Source organism: Corynebacterium sp. HMSC072A04, from assembly GCF_001809235.1.
GTDB classification, from domain to species: Bacteria; Actinomycetota; Actinomycetes; order Mycobacteriales; family Mycobacteriaceae; genus Corynebacterium; species Corynebacterium hiratae.
In genome coordinates this window covers 1-17,268 of record NZ_KV796783.1, presented here as the reverse complement: position 1 = coordinate 17,268, position 17,268 = coordinate 1, and the positions used below count along the sequence as shown (strand labels likewise).

The following is a 17,268-nucleotide window of genomic DNA, read 5'->3' as shown; positions in this document are numbered from 1 at the left end:
CAGTTTCTGTACAGGATTGATGAGGACACGGATTAGTGACCGAGAAGGAAACCTCCGGGCGAAAGTCAGGTAATCGCAAGAAGAGCGCCTCGCACAGGAGTAGGCGTTCGTCCGGCCGCACACGCCGCTGGCCGTGGATCGTGCTCGCTGTCTTATTCGTAATTGTCGGCATCCCCGCCTTGCTCTTTGGGTACGCGTATACGCAATACGACGTCCCCGAGCCCAAGGAGCTGCAGCCGAGCCAGATTTCCACGATTGTCGCCGGCGACGGCGAAACCCAGCTGGCCAAACTAGTTCCACCGGAGGGCAACCGCCGCCAGGTGACCCTGGATGAGATCCCGGATTACGTTGAGGATTCTGTCCTCGCGGCCGAGGACCGCGAGTTCTGGACCAACTCGGGCTTTTCCTTTACAGGTCTGGGCCGTGCCGTCTTGGGCAAGCTCACCGGTGATGCTTCCGCCGGTGGTGGCTCGACGATTACTCAGCAGTATGTGAAGAATACTCTCGTTGGTGACGAGTACTCCTACGTCCGCAAGATTCGTGAGCTCATCTACTCGGTGAAGATGACCAACGAATGGTCCAAGGAGGACATCCTCAACGCCTACCTCAACACGGTCTACTTCGGCCGCAATGCGTATGGCATCGAGGCTGCATCCAATGCGTACTTTAATAAGGACGCCAAGGACCTCACTAAGGAAGAAGGCGCGCTGCTGGCGGGTGTTATCCAGTCCCCGTCCGTCCTTGATCCGTGGGTAGATGAGGAACGGTCCCAAGCTCGCTGGAATTACGTCATGGATGGCCTCGTTGAGATGGGTGACTTGGATCAGTCTGAACGCGATCAGCTCGTCTTCCCGGAGACCCGCGATCCGTCTGAGTATTCTGCCTACACCGAAGCGCCGGGTGCCTATGGCCACATCAAGAACCAGGTCATTGATGAGCTGTCCCGCGTGGGTATTACCGAGGACCAGCTTGCCACTGGCGGCCTCAAGGTGACCACCACCATTGACATGACCGTGCAGAACGCGTCGACGGACGCCGCTCACGCACAGCTTGCTGTGCTGCAAGAGGACGCCCGCGCCGCCGCCGTGACGATCGACCCAGCCACGGGCGCTGTACGCGGTTACTTCGGCGGCGATGACTCTAATGGTTGGGACTATGCCAATTCGCCGCTGCAGACCGGCTCGACCTTTAAGATCATGGCACTGGCCGCAGCTCTTCAGCAGGGCATCGACCTCAATACGTATTACTCCTCCGCGCCGTACCAGCTGCCCGGTTCGCAGACCGTGAACAACGTGGGCGGCGGCTGCGGAAGCTGTTCCATCGCTGAGGCGCTGAAGAATTCTTATAACACGTCCTTCCTGCGCCTCCAGGATGACCTGGAAAACAAGATGCAGGACACTGCGGACATGGCGCACGCATTGGGCGTTGCTCGCAGCCTGCCGGGGATCGAGAAGACATTGACGGAGAACGGTGGCACGCCGTACGAGGGAGTCGTGCTGGGCCAGTACCAGTCCCGCCCGCTCGACATGGCGACGGCAATGGCGACCCTGACCAACCAGGGGGTGTGGCACCAGCCGCACTTCGTGCAGAAGGTGGAAAACACGGCTGGCGAAGTCCTCTACGAGAACCCGACCGATGGCGGTGAGCGCCGCGTCTCCGCCAACGTGGCCAACAACGTGATCTCCGCGATGCAGCCGATTGCCGCATGGTCGAACGGTGCACTGGCCGGTGGACGTCCGTCGGCCTCCAAGACTGGTACCACACAGCTGGGTGATACGGGCACCAACAAAGATGCCTGGATGGTTGGTTCCACGCCACAGCTGGCTACAGCAGTGTGGGTAGGCACGGCCGATAACACCTCCGCGATCTTTAATCAGTGGGGCGGAATTATGTACGGCTCGGATGCACCGACGAAGATCTGGAAGTCCATCTTGGACACCTCTTTGGCCAACGTGGAGCAGCAGCCCTTCCCGCAGGCTTATCCGGTTCATTACGGCGTCGGCAGCTGGGGCTCGGGATATGTCTATGATCCGAGCCAGACCACCACGTGGAACCAGACGCCGGCGAGCCCGGAGAGCGACAGCACCGAGGGTGAAGAGGAAGCACCTGCCGAGGGCGGCGAGCACCACGACGAGGGTCAGGGCGGTAGCCCAGAGCAGCCGGCCCAGCCTGAGCAACCTGAGCAACCCGCTAACCCTGAAGTACCTTCGCTCGATGACATCCTTAATGGAGATGGCCTCGACCAACTGCTTGGCCAATAGGAGATTGATCCCCCGGTGAGCCATCACACTTCTTCGCAGCTTGTCCCACTCTCATCCGAATCGATGACCCGTGGCGCCGTCAATGCCCTCGGCGGGCCGACGGGGCGTTTCGCCCGCTCGTCCCACTCTGGTTGGTGGACGCCGCTGCGCGTCATCATCACGCTGGCGTGGACGTTCCTGGCGTTTGGATTCTTGAGTAAGGCAACCTGTGCGGGCAGCCGCCGGGGCGAGGACGGCCTCATCAGCCTGAACTGGGATGGCAACCGCCAGTACACGTCCTTTTGTTATAACGACATCGTGCCGCTCTATGGTGGGCGCGGCTTGGACCAACCTGGCTTTCCCTATGCCTACTCCTGGGTGGAGGGAGACCTCACGCGCTACATGGAATACCCCGTTCTGGCGGGCCTGTTCCAGGGGGTCGTCGGCTGGCTGGCGCGCACCACGTATCCGGCTGTCGAGTGGATTGGTATGGCCGAGGTCAGTTGGTACTTTGGGCTGACCACGCTCATCTTGTCCCTCGTGTGGGTCGGCACCGTGGTCATGGTATTCCAGCTCACGGGCAACCGGGCATGGGATACCATTCTCATGGCGGCCAGCCCGCTCGTGGTCATCCACGCCTTCACCAATTGGGACATCCCGTCGGTAGCGTTCATGGTGGGTGCCCTTCTCGCCGTGAAAAAACGCAAGAACTGGCTCGCCGGCATTCTCATCGGGCTCGGCACGGCATTCAAGCTGTGGCCCCTGTTTATCTTGGGCGCGTTTCTGGTGTTGGCCATCCGCCACAAGCGGTGGGCGCCTTTCTTCAAGATGTTCGTGGCAACCGCTGTGACGTGGCTCGTGGTGAACCTACCCGTGGCGCTCGCCTACCCCGAGGCCTGGCGCGAATTCTTCCGGCTCAATCAAGAACGCGGTGCGGAATGGACCACGATCTATGCGCTCTTGAGCCGCGTGACGGGCGTGAGCTTTGAGCCCGAATTCCTCAACACCTTCTCGCTCGTGGCATTCCTGGTGAGCTGCGGGGCGATTGCCATCCTGGGTCTCAAGGCGCCGCGCGCGCCGCGAGTAGCCGAAATGATCTACCTCATCATCATGGCCTTCCTCATTTTCAACAAGGTGTGGTCCCCGCAGTACTCCCTGTGGCTGGTCGTCCCGGCACTCCTGGCGCTTCCGCGGTGGCGGCTCATCTTTAGCTGGGCGCTTGCCGACGCCCTCCTCTGGCCCATCCTCACCTGGCACATGCTCGGCTCGGAAAATAAGGGCCTGCCGCACGAGATGCTCGATATCGCGGTGCTGACGCGCGATGGCTTCATCATTGCCATCGGCGTGCTCATTATCCGCCAGATGTGGGGCAAGTCTGAGGACAAGGTCCGCGCCGCTCATGGCGGCAGGGACCCGTTGGCGGGGGATTTTGCACGATGACTATCACCATCGTGGGCATCGTCTCCATCACGCTGGGCTTCCTTTGTGTGTTGAGCGCCTACTACCTGTTTCAGCGCTCTCAAGACCGCACCTGGCCGGTTGTGCTGGGCTTGCTGGCTTTGCTGTTTCTCACGGTGATCCCGGCGGGATCGGCGATCTTCGTCGCGGCGACCCACTAGCGGCAGCCGAGGAGATGGGGGATTTCCTTTTCCGCCGGTCAGTGCGGTACTGTGTGAGGGTTGCTTGACGCAACAGACCCTCCTGCCATATCCGCAAAGGTGATATGGCCGATACCAATTACTAGACCATAGGAGGTGATGAGGTCCGTGCGTCACTACGAAGTCATGATCATTCTGGATCCTAACCAGGATGAGCGCACCGTAACCCCGTCCCTAGACAAGTTCCTCGAAACGATCCGCAAGGATGGCGGCAAAGTCGAAAAGGTTGATGTGTGGGGCAAGCGCCGTCTTGCATACCCGATCAACAAGAAGGAAGAGGGCATCTACGCAGTCGTGGAGCTGGAGTGTGAATCCCACTCGGTTCTCGAGCTTGATCGCCGTCTGAACCTGAACGACTCCATTATGCGTACCAAGGTTCTGCGCACCGACAGCAAATAGCGGATACTGGGTTTCGAGCAATCCACGTAACCGATATTAAGGAGTAAAGACATGGCTCAGGGAGATACCAACATTACGGTTGTCGGCAACATTGTGGCCGACCCGGAACTGCGCTTCACCCCAGCGGGTGCCGCAGTGGCAAATTTCCGTGTTGCCTCCACCCCGCGTCGCTATAATCAGCAGACTTCCCAGTGGGAGGACGGCGAGGCCATGTTCCTCACCTGCAATGTGTGGCGCCAAGCCGCAGAAAACGTTGCGGAGACCTTGACCAAGGGCATGCGCGTTATCGTTACTGGCCGTTTGCGCCAGCGGTCTTACCAGACCCGTGAGGGCGAAAACCGCACTGTTTTTGAAATCGAGGTTGATGAGGTCGGCCCGTCCCTGCGTTATGCATCCGCACAGGTTAACCGCAAGTCCGGCAACGGCGGCGGCAACTATGGTGGCGGCCAGCAGCAGGGTGGTGCTAACTACGGCGGCGGCAACCAAGGTGGTTTCTCCGGAAACCAGGGCGGTTTCTCTGGAAACCAGTCCCAGTCCTCTGCCCCGCAGCAGTCTCAGCAGCAGTCGGCTCCGAGTAACGATCCGTGGAATTCTGCACCCCAAGCGGGAAGCTTTGGTGGTGCGGATGCAGAACCCCCGTTCTAAGACTGTCACGCAAGTATTCATTTAACTCAATTGAAAGGCAGGGATCATGAAGCTGATCCTCACCGCTGCCGTTGAGAACCTCGGCGCCCCCGGCGAAATTGTAGAGGTTAAGGACGGCTACGGACGTAACTACCTGCTTCCGCGCGGCCTGGCAATCGTTGCTACCCGCGGTGCTGAGAAGCAGATCGAGGGCATCAAGCGCGCCCAGGAAGCTCGCGCAATCCGCGACCTGGACCACGCACGCGAGATCCGTACCCAGCTGGAGGAGCTCAAGGACGTTAACGTCCCCGTGAAGACCTCCGAGTCCGGCAAGCTCTTCGGCTCCGTGTCCGCTGAGGACATCGTGAACGCCGTTGCCGCCGCTGGCGGCCCGAAGCTGGACAAGCGCATCGTTGTGCTGCCCAAGGGCCTGGTCAAGAAGACCGGCAACTACCAAGTCGAGCTGAAGCTGCACGCTGACGTTATCGGCAAGGTGAACTTCTCGGTCGTCGCTGCCTAAGAATTAAGGCGCACGACGGTCACCCTCCGTTCGCCCGCGTGTGAGGCGCGGCGCCGGTACGCAGGATGTGACCTTAAGACAACAGCAAGGCTTTAAGGCCGTGCTCCTTTCACTATGTGAGGTGGTGAGAGGAAGCACGGCCTTGCGCCGTTTTACGCGGGGTCGCCTTTTTGGAGATCTAGCACCGCGGGAGGCAGGGAAATGTCGCCAAGCGCGGCCTGTGGATAACTCTCCCAGCCTGTGGATAAACCTGCGTTCAGTTAACGGTGAATTCACTCATGCCGCCATGTGTTAACCCGCTGGTAGCGGCGATATCGGGGTAATGGCCCTACTTCTCCACGGAATTTGTGCGTATTTTCACACCTCAAAAAACGCGCCTTGACCTGCAGGAATAATCTTCGCTGGTCACAGCGTTGCAAAGTTATCCACAGCTCTGACCTCTGGCTTTGTACACCATGTCTTTGCTGACCTGGGAATTCCACAGCTCTCTGTGGATAACTGTGAGAGTTATGCCCAAGGGGTAGTGTCTTGACCCTCGGCTACACTGTTGTGTACTACGCGCGGTTGCCGCTTGGCACTGCATCGAAGCCTGGCCGTCCGGCGCGGAGAAGAGTGAGAACTTCAGGCACGGCCAGGGTGGGACTAATGAACGGTGGGATTGATGAGCAATGACTAATGCCAGTTTTGACGACGACCACGTTCCACCGCCGCCGGAGCCGGTAGAGGAGGAACCTCGCCGCTCTTACCGGCAGGAAGAGCCAAAGCGCTACGGCGAATTTCGCCAGCCGCCCGCGGACCGCGAGGCCGAACAGGGCGTCCTCGGCGCCATGCTCCTGAGCCCGAATACGGTCATGGAGGTCATTGAGGAGCTGGAGCCGGAGGACTTCTACTATCCTGCGCACACGCTCATCTACCAGGCCATGATCGATCTTTACGCGGCAGGCACGGATATTGACGCGGTGATTGTTGCGGCCCGTCTCGATCGCTATAACAACCTTGAACGCGTTGGCGGTGCGCCCTACCTGCATACCCTGCTGGCCACGGTGCCCACTGCGGCTAACGCCCGCTACTACGCGGAGATTGTCGCGGAGAAGGCGGTGCTGCGCAAGCTGGTGGACGCCGGTACTAGAGTCGTCCAACTCGGCTTCCAGGGCTCCGAAGACATGGAGATAGAGTCCGTGCTGGACCGCGCCCAGCAGGAAGTATTCGCCGTGGCGCAGAAGAAGACCACCGAGGATTACCGTGCGCTGAGTGATCTCATCGACCCCACGATCGATGAGCTCGCCGCCCTGCAACAAAACGGAGTGGAGTCGGGCGTGCCCACAGGGTTTATCGACCTCGACAACCTGACCAATGGCCTGCGTGCCGGCCAGATGATTATCGTCGCCGCCCGCCCTGGTGTGGGCAAGTCCACGCTGGCCATGGATTTCATGCGCTCGGCCTCTCTGCAGCACAACAAGACTTCTGTGGTTTTCTCCCTGGAGATGTCTGCCTCCGAGATCGTCATGCGCCTGTTGTCAGCGGAGGCGGAAGTGAAGCTGTCGGATATGCGCGGTGGCCGCGTGTCCACGGAGGATTGGGCCAAGATCGATGACACCCTCAATCGCATCCAGGATGCTCCCCTGTTCATCGATGATTCCCCGAACCTCACCATGATGGAGATCCGCTCGAAGGCCCGCCGTCTGAAGCAGCAGCACGGGCTCGACCTCATTGTGTTGGACTATATGCAGCTGATGTCTTCGGGCAAGAAGGTGGAGTCCCGCCAGCAAGAGGTCTCGGAGTTCTCGCGCCAGCTCAAGTTGCTGGCCAAGGAACTGGAAGTTCCGCTCATCGCTATTTCGCAGCTGAACCGTGGCCCGGAATCCCGTACCGATAAGAAGCCGCAGCTGGCGGATCTGCGTGAGTCCGGCTCGCTGGAGCAGGACGCCGATATGGTTATGCTGCTCTACCGCCCGGACTCGCAAGACCGCGATGATCCCCGCGCCGGTGAGGCGGATATCATCCTGGCCAAGCACCGTGGCGGCCCGATCGACACGGTGAAGGTGGCGCACCAGCTGCACTACTCCAAGTTCGTCAACATGGCGCACGGTTAAATTACAGGTCCACGACGGCGTTGGGGTCACCCAACCGTGGGCCGAGGATGACCAAGACCAGGAAGACCGCAGCCGCGGCGAGCGCCAGCCACCGCCACACGGGGAAGAAGCGCTCGCCGCACAGCCGGGCGAATGCCGCGCCGATGAGCGCGCCGATCGTATTGAAGATGAGGTCATCAATATCAGTGCGTCCGAGCGCGAAGGCATACTGGACTGTTTCCAGCGCCAAACTCAGCGCGAATCCCCACGCGGCCGTTGCCTTGATTGATCGGCACATGCTGAAGACGAGCATGCCGAAAGGAATGAAAAAGGCGGTATTGCCCGCATACTCAAAAAGCGGGCCAAACCAGGTGCCTCCGGAGAACTCATCAAGTGGCACCAAACGCAGGTCACGGACCCGCTGGTTCTCCGGCTTCCAAAGGTAGCCGATCTGGTAGAAGGGCTTAAGCGTGGTGAGCGCGGCCATGACCGCGACCCACGCGCCAAGGGCGATCCTATTGAGCAAGGGTCCTACCCTTGAATTCTGGCAGGGTCAGTGCCGCCGCAGCGGCGAGTCCGAAGGCCGCTGCGAACAGCACGAAGAGCCAGCCCGTGCCCGCCACCGCGATGAGCGGCGGAACGATAAGCGGCGCCAGGATGGAGGCGAGTCGGCCGAAGCCCGCGGCCGCACCAGTACCGCGCCCGCGCAGGGCGGTGGGGGAGAGCTCCGGGCCGATGGCGTACAGCGCGCCCCACGCGCCCAGGTTGAAGAAGGAGAGCAGGCAACCGGCCAGGATGATCATGGCCTCAGTGTTGGCGAAGCCAAAGAATCCGGCGGACAGGGCAGAGCCCACGAGGAAGGTCGCCAGGGTCGAGCGGCGTCCCCAGACCTCGATGAGCCAGGCCGCTGCGGCGTAGCCGGGCAGCTGGGCCAGGGTGATAATCAGCGTGAAGCTGAAGGACTTCACCAGGGAGAAACCGTCTGCGACAAGCAGCGACGGAATCCAAATGAAGGCGCCGTAGTAAGACAGGTTGACGCAGAACCAGATGGTCCACAGCGCCAGCGTGCGCCCGCGCAGGGATTTCGACCAGATGCTGGTGGCGGTGACATCTTCCTCGGAGTAGGTCGGTGCCGGGGTCGTGCGGTCGATGTCCGCCTCATCCACCTCGGCTTCAAAGGAGGCGACGATTTCTTCTGCTTCCTCGTGGCGGCCCTTCGACTCCAGGAAGCGTACTGATTCAGGCAAGTGAAGGCGCACATAGAGGGCATAGAGGGCGGGCACCATGCCGAGTGCTAGGGCCCAGCGCCAGCCGCTTTCCGACGCCCCCACGACGAACGTTCCAATTACCGCAGCGAGGATCCAGCCCACGGCCCAGAAGGCCTCCAGCAAGACCACCATGCGCCCGCGGACCTTGAGGGGTGCGAACTCGGAGATCAGCGTGGAGGCCACCGGCAGCTCGGCGCCGAGGCCAAGTCCGATGAAGAAGCGCAGGATGATGAGGAGTGTGAGGCCCGTTGCGAGGGCGGAGGCGCCCGTCGCGAGGCCGTAGACCAGCAGGGTTAGCGCAAAGATGTGGCGGCGGCCGAACTTATCGGCCAAGAGGCCGCCGAAGGTGGCACCCAAGGCCATGCCGATGAAACCCACGGACGCCAGCCACGAGGACTGGGTCGGCGTGATCCCCCAGTGCACGGCCAGAGCGGCCATGATGAAGGAGATGAGACCGACGTCCATGGCATCGAGCGCCCAGCCGATGCCGGAGCCGAAGAGGAGACGTTTGTGTTTTCCAGTGACGGGAAGGCGGTCGAGCCTCTCCGTGCGTGAGACAGAGCGATGATCAAGACGATTCATGCAGGCTAAGCTTACTCCGCGGGGGTAAAGCTTTTAAGTCGCAAAGAATTGGTCACCACAAAGACTGAGCTCAGAGCCATTGCCAACCCCGCCAATAGGGGGTTGAGCAGCCCGAACGCTGCCACGGGAAGAAGAATAATATTATAGGCGAAGGCCCAAAAAAGGTTGCCCTTGATGATGCGCAGGGTACTGCGCGCGAGCCGCACCGCCTCTGCAACGGAGCGCAGGTCGTTGTTCATCACCGTGATGTCGGAGGCCTCGATGGCCACGTCGGCTCCCGCACCCATCGCGATTCCGAGGTCCGCCTGCGCGAGCGCCGCGGCGTCGTTGACGCCATCGCCCACCATGGCCACGGTCCGCCCCTGCTCCTGCAGTCGAGCGATAGTCTCTACCTTGTCTGCGGGCATGACCTCCGCTGTCACGTTGGCATCATCAATGCCAACGGCCCGCGCCACTGTATGCGCCGCGCCGGCGTTGTCCCCGGTGAGTAGGTGGGGTGTAAGCCCTAGCTTGTGCATTGCGGCGATGGCGGCGGCGGAGGATTCCTTGATGCGATCCTGTAGCTCGATGGTTCCCACCAGGTCATCGTCCACGTAGACGCCCACCTGCGTCCCGGTGCCGTCATAGCCCGCAGGCGGCCGGCCCACCCGCACCCGGGAGCCCTCAATCGTTGCCTCGATTCCCCGGCCGGGAAGCTCGTGGAAGCCCTCGGCCGCGGGGAGCTCATCGTCGTAGGCTGTGCGGATGGCTCGTGCGATGGGGTGCTCGGAACCCTGTTCCGCGGCGGCCGCGAGGCGGAGAACTTCCTGCTGCGTGCGTCCTGCCGTAGGTTGGACTGCTCCCACCGACATCTGGCCTTCGGTGATGGTGCCGGTCTTGTCCAGAACGATGGTGTCGATCTGGCGGGTCGATTCCAAAATCTCTGGGCCCTTGATGAGGATTCCCAGTTCGGCGCCGCGCCCGGTGCCCACGAGGATTGCGGTGGGCGTCGCTAAGCCCATGGCACACGGGCACGCGATGATGAGGACGGAGACGGCGGCCACGAAGGCCGGGGCGACGCCGCCGACCCACAGGTGTGCCAGGAGCGCGAGGAGCGCGATGCCGATGACGATGGGGACAAAGACGGCGGCGATACGGTCCGCGAGGCGCTGGACCGGGGCTTTCGACGTCTGGGCTGCAGTGACGAGCGCGCCCATCTGGGCCAAGACGGTGTCGGACCCGACGCGGGTGGCGCGTACCTCGAGCCGACCCGAGGCGTTGATGGTCGCGCCCGTTACCGTGCTGCCGGGAGAAACCTCAACCGGCATTGACTCGCCGGTGAGAAGGGATTCGTCCACGGCGGAATGGCCGTTGAGGACCACGCCATCGGTGGCGATCTTCTCGCCGGGGCGGACAACAAAAACATCGTCCACGTGGAGCTCGCTGGCGGGAATGCGGGTTTCGGTACCGTCGCGAAGCACGGTGGCTTCCTTAGCTCCCATGGTCAGCAGCGTGGTGAGCGCTTCGGAGGAGCGCCCCTTAGCTTTGAGCTCAAACCATCGTCCAAGCAGCAGGAACGTGATAACCATGCCGACGGACTCGAGATAAATATGGTCCATCTGCGCGTCATTGGAGCGTAGCGTCATGTGCATGGTCATGCCGGGCATCCCGGCATCACCGAAGAAGAGCGCGTAGAGTGACCAACCGAAAGCCGCGGTGGTGCCCAGAGTGATGAGAGTATCCATCGTGGCGGCGCCATGCTTGAGGTTGGCCCAGGTGGCCCGGTGGAAGGGTGCTCCGCCGATGACGTAGACGAGTGTGGTGAGCATCAAGCAGGCCCACTGCCAATGCTGAAACTGCAGGGCCGGGACCATGGAAAGCAGCATCACTGGTAGCGAGAGCGCCGCGGAGATCAGAGTGCGCTGCAGGATGTCGGAGGCCTCGCTTTCGCGAGCATCCTCCGCCGTGCTGGCCGGCTCCTCCCCCTCACCGTTCATGGTGAATGCTCCGTAGCCTGCGCCTTCGACGACGTCGATGAGATCGGCGGGCGTCGTCGTTGCAGGGTCATAACTCACGGAGGCTGACTCCGTGGCGAAGTTGACCGTGGCGTGGACATCGTCGAGCTTGTTGAGCTTGCGCTCGACGCGGGAGGAACACGACGTGCAGGTCATCCCGGTGATGCCGAGGGTGAGACTGGTAGTCATGGTGCTTAGGCCAACTCGTAGCCAGCTTCGGCGACGGCGGCGGCGACTTGGTCGTCGCTAAAGCCCTCCCCGGTCACGGTGACGGCGCCGGTGGTGTGGTCGGCAGTAACGTCGGTGACGCCACTGATCTCTGAGATCTCTTCCTTGACGGAAAGCTCGCAGTGGCCACAGGTCATGCCGTTAACGGTGTAGGTTGTGGTGCTCATGGTGGTGGATCCTTCTCCTTACCTTGGGGGTTAATGTCACTGTCGAGGATATACCCCCCTGGGGTATGTGGGCAAGGAATAATCGAGTCTTGTGTACCGTTGGGGGTTGATAGAACCGAGAAATATCCCCGAGACTGATAGGAAAAGACATGGCAACGATTGACATCACTGAGGACACGTTCCAGGAGACCGTTTCCGGCGACGGCATTACGCTCGTCGATGCTTGGGCGGAATGGTGCGGCCCGTGCAAGCGCTTCGGCCCAGTCTTTGAGAAGGCATCTGAAGAGCACCCCGATGCCACGTTCGCCAAGCTGGATACCGAGGCCAACCAGGAGCTATCCGCGAAGCTGCAGATTCAGTCCATCCCCACCTTGATGGTGTTCCGCGACGGCATCCTGGTCTTCCGCGAGGCTGGCGCTCTGCCGCCGGCGGCACTGGAGGATCTCATTGGCCAGGTTAAGGCCCTCGACATGGACGAGGTCCGCGCCCAGGTGGAGAGCCAGCAGGCGGAATAGAACTGGTTAGTCCTTGTCTGCGGCGGGGCCCGGCGGCCTGCCGCGCGCGCTTTCCTGTGAGTATCGCTACACTCGCAGGAAAGCGTCTTTTTATATAGGGCACCAATAAGAGCTGCATTAACTACTGCTGCAGGAACCACAAAGGAGTGAGTGCGATGGCAAATCCATTTAGCAAAGGCTGGAAGTATGTGATGGCTTCTTTCGATCAGAAGATCGATGAGAATGCTGACCCCAAGGTCCAGATCCAGCAGGCCGTGGAAGGCGCGAAGAAGCAGCATCGCGAGATTTCCGAACACGCAGCGGAGATTATTGGACGCAAGACCCAGTTGGAAATGCAGCTCAACCGCCTGGTGAAGACGCAGCAGGATTATCAGGACCAGACCCGCCGGGCGCTGGAGTTGGCGGATGCCTCTGAGGATCCGCAGAAGGCCGCCGAGTACAACCAGGCGGCAGAGGTCGTGGCGAGCCAGCTGGTCGCCGTGGAAAACGAGCTGGCTAACCTGAAAACGCAGCACGAGGCGGCTAGCCAGGCTGCCGAGCAGGCGAAGGCACAGCAGCAGCAGTCGGAGGCCCGCCTGAAGGAGCAACTGGCGCAGGTGGACCAGTTGCTGTCCCAGGCAGATCAGGCAGCGATGCAGGAAAAGAACGCCGAGGCGTTGAACTCAATGAACGAGCTCAAGCCGGATGATTCCACGCCGACCTTGGACTCGGTGCGCGCCAAGATTGAGAAGCGCTACGCGGATGCGCTCGGCGCCCAGGAGCTCCATCAGGCGGCGGGGGGTAGCCGCATTCAGGAGATCACGGCTGCAGGCCACGACATGGCCGCTACGTCCCGCTTGGACGAGATTCGCGCCGAGATGGCCAAGAGCAAGGAGCTGGAAAACTCGCCCTTCGCCAGCGACCAAGCGCTTGAGGCCGGCGCCGATTCTGATGCTAGTGATGCCAACGCCGAATCGGACTCCGCCGAGGGCAAGCAGTAGCCACTGCGAAGCAAGCCACTACACAGAAAAGTGACCTTCTAGAGCGGGCCGCGCAGCGCGGCCGGGGTGTTTCAGAACCCCACGCTCTCCAAGGTCCCTTTTGACGATTTTCGGTTTAGCTATCTTGGCGGCGGATATTGATGAGCACGCCGCGGATGCCCGAGTGAAAGCCATCGCGCAGGTTGACGCGCTGGGTTTCTGTCAGCGTGTACTCGTGCAGCGTTTCGCAGGCGAACTGCAGCAGCGGGCGATCGATCTCCGGGGGCAGGCCGCCGCCCGAGAGCAGGTGGGCCTGGTCGCGCTGATCGGCGCTCGCGGCGTTGTCGAACCACCACGAGGCATATTGCTGCCCCACGTCAAAGGGGGACTGGAACCCGGCGGAGCTCCACACTTCTTCGGGGAGCGGAACATACTTCGACCGCAGCTTGCGGCGCGGCGCCATCATCGAAGGTTTGGGCGCAGCTGGCTTGGGCGTTGGCTTCGAGCTTTCGGGGGCTGCGTCCGCTTCCTCGCCCGCAGGCTCCTGCGAGTCGATGCCGGGCGCGGAAGGCTGCTCGCCGGAGGGGAGAGGCTCCTCTTCCTTGCGGGAGGTATCGGGCGCAGCCGATTCGGGATGAGAGGCAGTCGCGGCAACGTCCGTCGCGGCGGCAGAAGGTGTGGCCGGGCCGGGCTTGGGGGCGGAGGGGAAGGCGGCTTGCGCCTCGGTGGGCTCGTCGCACTCCTCTGCGTGCTCATCGGTGGCAACGGCTTCGCCCTCGCTGCCGTCCTCGGAGTGCTGGGGCTCGCGGATGGTCGGCGGCAGCGGCCCTTCGAGGACCTCGAGCTCCATTGCGTCGGCGAAGTCTTCCCGCGGATCCAGGATGGTGGTGGAGTCGCACGCATGGCGCAACGCCGAGGACATCGAATCCCAGCCAAAGCCATAGAGGTGCACGCGCACGCCGTTGTTCACGGCTTCTTGGACGCCGGGAATCATGTCGGCATCGCCGGAGACCAAAACAAAGTCCGTGACTTGGCCCTTCATGGCGGAGACGATCATGTCGGCGACAAGGCGGGTGTCCACGGCTTTCTGTGTGCGGCGCTCGCCCCACTCGATGAGCTGGCCGGTGCGAAGCTGGACGCCGTCGCAGACGCGCAGTGCGCGTTGGTAGCGGTGGGGGCCGGTATCCGGGATTCCGTCATACCAGTATTGGCGGTGAACGCGGTTGCCCACCTGGGTTTCAATCATCGAACCGAGGGAGCTGACCACTTCGGGTAAATCAATCTCTAGCTGGGCACGGGCGCCCGTCTCCCAGGAGTTATAGAAACTGGCGAGTAGATATGACGTGTCAACGAAGACAAGTGTTCGTTCAAGCATGGCTCCTAAATTCCGTTCTATTTCTTCTAACTAATTTTCTTAGGTCACTTCTGTGAGGTCTTCCAGCCTACGGCCGGTGTAGTCCAGTGTGCCCCATTAGTCACAAAACGTCGATAACCTTGAGGAAATTCCCAGGTCAAAGATATGGAATGGGAAGACCTTGCCCTGGCCGAAGGTTGGTTATATGGTTAGTTACATGAGTAACCAACCAGCTAAGGGGTCTGCATGGACAATTCCGCGCAGCCGCTCTTTCGTCAGATAGCGGTGCTCATCGAGGACGCCATCATCGAGGGCACTCTCGCTGAGGGTGCCCAGGCACCGTCCACGAATGAGCTCGCCGCCTTCCACAGCATCAACCCCGCGACCGCCCGCAAGGGGCTGACCCTCCTCGTGGATCTCGGAATCCTCGAAAAACGCCGAGGCATCGGCATGTTCGTCACCTCTGGCGCCGCCGAACTGATCCGGGCGCGGCGTCGCCAGGAATTCGCGGCCGAGTACGCCGCGCCGCTTATCGACGAAGCCGTGCGCCTGGGCTATACCCGCCAGCAACTCCATGACCTCATCGACCTTGTCGCAGAAAGTCGAGGACTCTACTCATGATTTCTACTCCGCACTTCACCTTCGACGACGGCCTCACGCACGGCCTCGTCGGCCCCAACGGCATTGGCAAAACCACCTTGCTGCGTAAAATCGCCGGTCAGCTGAATGCTTCCGGCATCACCGTCGATGGTGACAAGCCCTACGACAATGAAAAAGTCCTCAACAAGATCGTGCTCATGGGTATCGATAACCCCCTGCCCGAAGGCTGGAACCTGAAGAAGGTCTTCACTGTATCCAGCCTGCGCTGGACCACCTGGAACAAGGAGCGCGCCGAGGAATTGGTCGAGCGCTTCGAGCTTCCGATGAAGAATTACTCGGGCCTCTCCCGCGGGCAAAAGTCCGCAGCGAGCTTCATCGTTGCCGTGGCCTCGGGGGTGCCGTACATGCTTCTCGACGAACCCTACCTCGGCCTTGACGCCGCCAAGCGGGAGGTGTTCTACGAGGTCTTGCGTGAAGAGCACGGCCGCACCATTATCGTCTCCACCCACCACCTCAACGAGCTTTCCGGTTTGCTCGATACCGTAGCCCTGATGGGGGACAACCCCTTGTCCGGCCCCATCGATGAGTTCATCGAGGGTGTCGTCCAGCTCACTGGCTCTGCCGAAGCCCTCGATCGCGCGCTGGGGCGCCTGCAGCTCCCGGTGCTTGAGCGCGAAACCTCAGCCGTCGCTGACCGTGTGCTTGTCGACGCCCGCCCCAACCACACCGCCAACGTCTTTGCCATGGCCCAGGAAATGGGGCTTCGCGCCACCGAGGTATCCCTCGAACAGGCAGTTCTGGCATTGGGGGAGGCGTGATGAAGCTTTATAGGCATATGGCGCTGAGCTGGATCAGCTTCTTCTACGCCTTGTGGATTGTCATCCTTCCGGTGCTGGGAATGGACCGTGGGCAAGGCTGGGCCATCGGGTATTCACTCCTTATGGCGCTCCAGCTCTACCTGGTCCAGCCTGACTTCTCGCGCTACCTCACCTTTGGTCTCAGTACGCGCGTCTGGAACGGGCACCGGCGAATCAATGCCTCCCTGGCGCTTTTGCTCCTTCTTGTCAGCGCACCCTGGGCTTTCCCGTGGTGGGTCCTCATTGCGCCGGCGCTCATGTGGGTGGTGTGCATGACGAAACGCTTTGAGCCATCACGACTGACCACTGGCTCCCTCATCGTAGGCAGCGATGGTGATTCTTCGACGGGCTGGTTCTCAGCGTCCCCGGTCTCCCAGATTGTGTTGCGCCCTCAAGCTCGCGCGTGGATGTGGGCTGCATTCGGTATAGCCATCGCAACTGCGATAAACATCGTGGTGAGCAAGCTGTGGGATAAGGGTGTGGGCATCGTAGGCGCCATAGTCACGTTGATTGTCCTGCCGCTAGTGGCTGACGCGGTTCGCAGCTCGATGAAGGATGCGGTGACCTTTGGCGTTCCACGCGCGGCCTGGTCCACAGCGACGTTATTGTGTACCGCGATTCCAGTGGGCTTGGGAGCTGTCACTGATGTGGTGACGTTGATGTGGACCGGAAGCCTCGCCGGATTCACCATCGTTCCCCTTGCAATGGCTGCCGTTCTCGTGAGCTTTGCGATCACCGACAAAGAGACATGGCCCTATACGGCTGTCACGGTCGGAGCCATTGCTGCCGTGTTGCTTGCGTGGCTACTTAACTCTGAGATCTCTGTGTGGTGGACGCTCACAGGGATGGCAATCATCTACGTCGTGTGGGTTGCCGCATATCCCCGGATGGCTAAAAAGACCAACGTGTTTAGCCCGGGCCTCATGGGCTGGTTTGGGGCACACTGAGCGCCATCCAATGTCTGCGTTAAAAAGGTTGTTTTAGTGCACTTCAAGAAGGGGTAAAAAACTTCATTGAAGTGCATATTTGTGTTTTATCAAGGCCGTGTGTAACTTTATATGAGTCAGCGCGACCGACAGCGCCCCACAGGAACTCAGGTTCTTGAAGCGAGGCGGTAGGAAAACAGGCCCTGACAACAAATATTTTCTTTACTCGCAGTACTGCGTTTCGCTTAAAGCGGTCCGTATGGCTGTGTGGTGACGATGTTTGAGAACTCAATAGTGTGCCAATG

Annotated in this window: 17 protein-coding genes; 12 read left to right on the top strand and 5 right to left on the bottom strand. The window is 61.0% G+C overall.

The genetic code is table 11. The features are described 5' to 3' along the window. Positions 1-35: 35 nt before the first annotated feature. From HMPREF2565_RS06215 to dnaB, 7 genes are all read left to right on the top strand, one after another. Positions 36-2,261, top strand: a complete 2,226-nt coding sequence (locus HMPREF2565_RS06215) for a transglycosylase domain-containing protein (RefSeq protein ID WP_070547014.1) — start codon at positions 36-38, stop codon at positions 2,259-2,261. A 63-nt stretch (positions 2,262-2,324) separates the two neighbouring features. After that, positions 2,325-3,680, top strand: coding sequence for a glycosyltransferase family 87 protein (locus tag HMPREF2565_RS06210; RefSeq protein WP_070547069.1), 1,356 nt, complete (start codon positions 2,325-2,327; stop codon positions 3,678-3,680). Beyond that, positions 3,677-3,859 (top strand): hypothetical protein, encoded by a 183-nt coding sequence (locus HMPREF2565_RS06205; protein ID WP_046648791.1) that lies wholly within the window; start codon positions 3,677-3,679, stop codon positions 3,857-3,859. Before HMPREF2565_RS06210 ends, HMPREF2565_RS06205 begins: the two co-directional genes overlap by 4 nt. A gap of 147 nt (positions 3,860-4,006) precedes the next feature. After that, positions 4,007-4,297 (top strand): 30S ribosomal protein S6, encoded by a 291-nt coding sequence (rpsF, locus tag HMPREF2565_RS06200; protein ID WP_175973876.1) that lies wholly within the window; start codon positions 4,007-4,009, stop codon positions 4,295-4,297. A 51-nt stretch (positions 4,298-4,348) separates the two neighbouring features. Then, positions 4,349-4,942 (top strand): single-stranded DNA-binding protein, encoded by a 594-nt coding sequence (locus HMPREF2565_RS06195; protein WP_046648793.1) that lies wholly within the window; start codon positions 4,349-4,351, stop codon positions 4,940-4,942. A 46-nt stretch (positions 4,943-4,988) separates the two neighbouring features. Further along, on the top strand, positions 4,989-5,441 hold the full coding sequence (gene rplI / locus HMPREF2565_RS06190; RefSeq protein WP_010187895.1) for a 50S ribosomal protein L9: 453 nt from the start codon (positions 4,989-4,991) through the stop codon (positions 5,439-5,441). Positions 5,442-6,109: 668 nt separating this feature from the next. After that, positions 6,110-7,534 carry a replicative DNA helicase gene (dnaB, locus tag HMPREF2565_RS06185; RefSeq protein WP_046648794.1) on the top strand — a complete coding sequence of 475 codons (1,425 nt, stop codon included), beginning with the start codon at positions 6,110-6,112 and terminating at the stop codon, positions 7,532-7,534. A gap of 1 nt (position 7,535) precedes the next feature. Here the strand turns inward: dnaB and HMPREF2565_RS06180 are convergent, their stop codons facing one another. The 4 genes from HMPREF2565_RS06180 to HMPREF2565_RS06165 are packed head-to-tail and all read right to left on the bottom strand — an operon-like array spanning position 7,536 to position 11,752. Continuing rightward, positions 7,536-8,039: a VanZ family protein gene (locus HMPREF2565_RS06180; protein WP_369816118.1), complete on the bottom strand. Its 504-nt coding sequence runs from the start codon at positions 8,037-8,039 to the stop codon at positions 7,536-7,538. After that, positions 8,029-9,363 carry an MFS transporter gene (locus HMPREF2565_RS06175; RefSeq protein WP_071407029.1) on the bottom strand — a complete coding sequence of 445 codons (1,335 nt, stop codon included), beginning with the start codon at positions 9,361-9,363 and terminating at the stop codon, positions 8,029-8,031. Before HMPREF2565_RS06175 ends, HMPREF2565_RS06180 begins: the two co-directional genes overlap by 11 nt. A gap of 11 nt (positions 9,364-9,374) precedes the next feature. Beyond that, positions 9,375-11,546, bottom strand: coding sequence for a heavy metal translocating P-type ATPase (locus HMPREF2565_RS06170; protein WP_071407028.1), 2,172 nt, complete (start codon positions 11,544-11,546; stop codon positions 9,375-9,377). 5 nt (positions 11,547-11,551) lie between these two features. Continuing rightward, a complete protein-coding gene (locus tag HMPREF2565_RS06165; protein ID WP_070681795.1) occupies positions 11,552-11,752 on the bottom strand; it encodes a heavy-metal-associated domain-containing protein in 201 nt (66 codons plus the stop codon). Between the two features lie 149 nt (positions 11,753-11,901). Between HMPREF2565_RS06165 and trxA the strand changes: the two genes are divergently transcribed. After that, on the top strand, positions 11,902-12,267 hold the full coding sequence (gene trxA, locus HMPREF2565_RS06160; RefSeq protein WP_046648797.1) for a thioredoxin: 366 nt from the start codon (positions 11,902-11,904) through the stop codon (positions 12,265-12,267). Positions 12,268-12,422: 155 nt separating this feature from the next. Then, on the top strand, positions 12,423-13,247 hold the full coding sequence (locus tag HMPREF2565_RS06155) for a PspA/IM30 family protein (protein WP_070681798.1): 825 nt from the start codon (positions 12,423-12,425) through the stop codon (positions 13,245-13,247). A 115-nt stretch (positions 13,248-13,362) separates the two neighbouring features. Here HMPREF2565_RS06155 and HMPREF2565_RS06150 read toward each other — a convergent pair whose 3' ends face one another. Then, positions 13,363-14,601 carry an NYN domain-containing protein gene (locus tag HMPREF2565_RS06150; protein WP_046648799.1) on the bottom strand — a complete coding sequence of 413 codons (1,239 nt, stop codon included), beginning with the start codon at positions 14,599-14,601 and terminating at the stop codon, positions 13,363-13,365. 225 nt (positions 14,602-14,826) lie between these two features. Here HMPREF2565_RS06150 and HMPREF2565_RS06145 point away from each other — a divergent pair, with 225 nt between their 5' ends. The 3 genes from HMPREF2565_RS06145 to HMPREF2565_RS06135 are packed head-to-tail and all read left to right on the top strand — an operon-like array spanning position 14,827 to position 16,984. Beyond that, the gene (locus tag HMPREF2565_RS06145; protein ID WP_046648800.1) at positions 14,827-15,201 is read left to right on the top strand and encodes a GntR family transcriptional regulator; all 375 of its coding nucleotides are present in this window, start codon (positions 14,827-14,829) and stop codon (positions 15,199-15,201) included. After that, positions 15,198-15,998: an ATP-binding cassette domain-containing protein gene (locus tag HMPREF2565_RS06140; protein ID WP_071407027.1), complete on the top strand. Its 801-nt coding sequence runs from the start codon at positions 15,198-15,200 to the stop codon at positions 15,996-15,998. The genes HMPREF2565_RS06145 and HMPREF2565_RS06140 overlap by 4 nt, the downstream gene beginning before the upstream one ends. Further along, positions 15,998-16,984 (top strand): hypothetical protein, encoded by a 987-nt coding sequence (locus HMPREF2565_RS06135; protein WP_046648802.1) that lies wholly within the window; start codon positions 15,998-16,000, stop codon positions 16,982-16,984. Before HMPREF2565_RS06140 ends, HMPREF2565_RS06135 begins: the two co-directional genes overlap by 1 nt. Positions 16,985-17,268 lie beyond the last annotated feature (284 nt).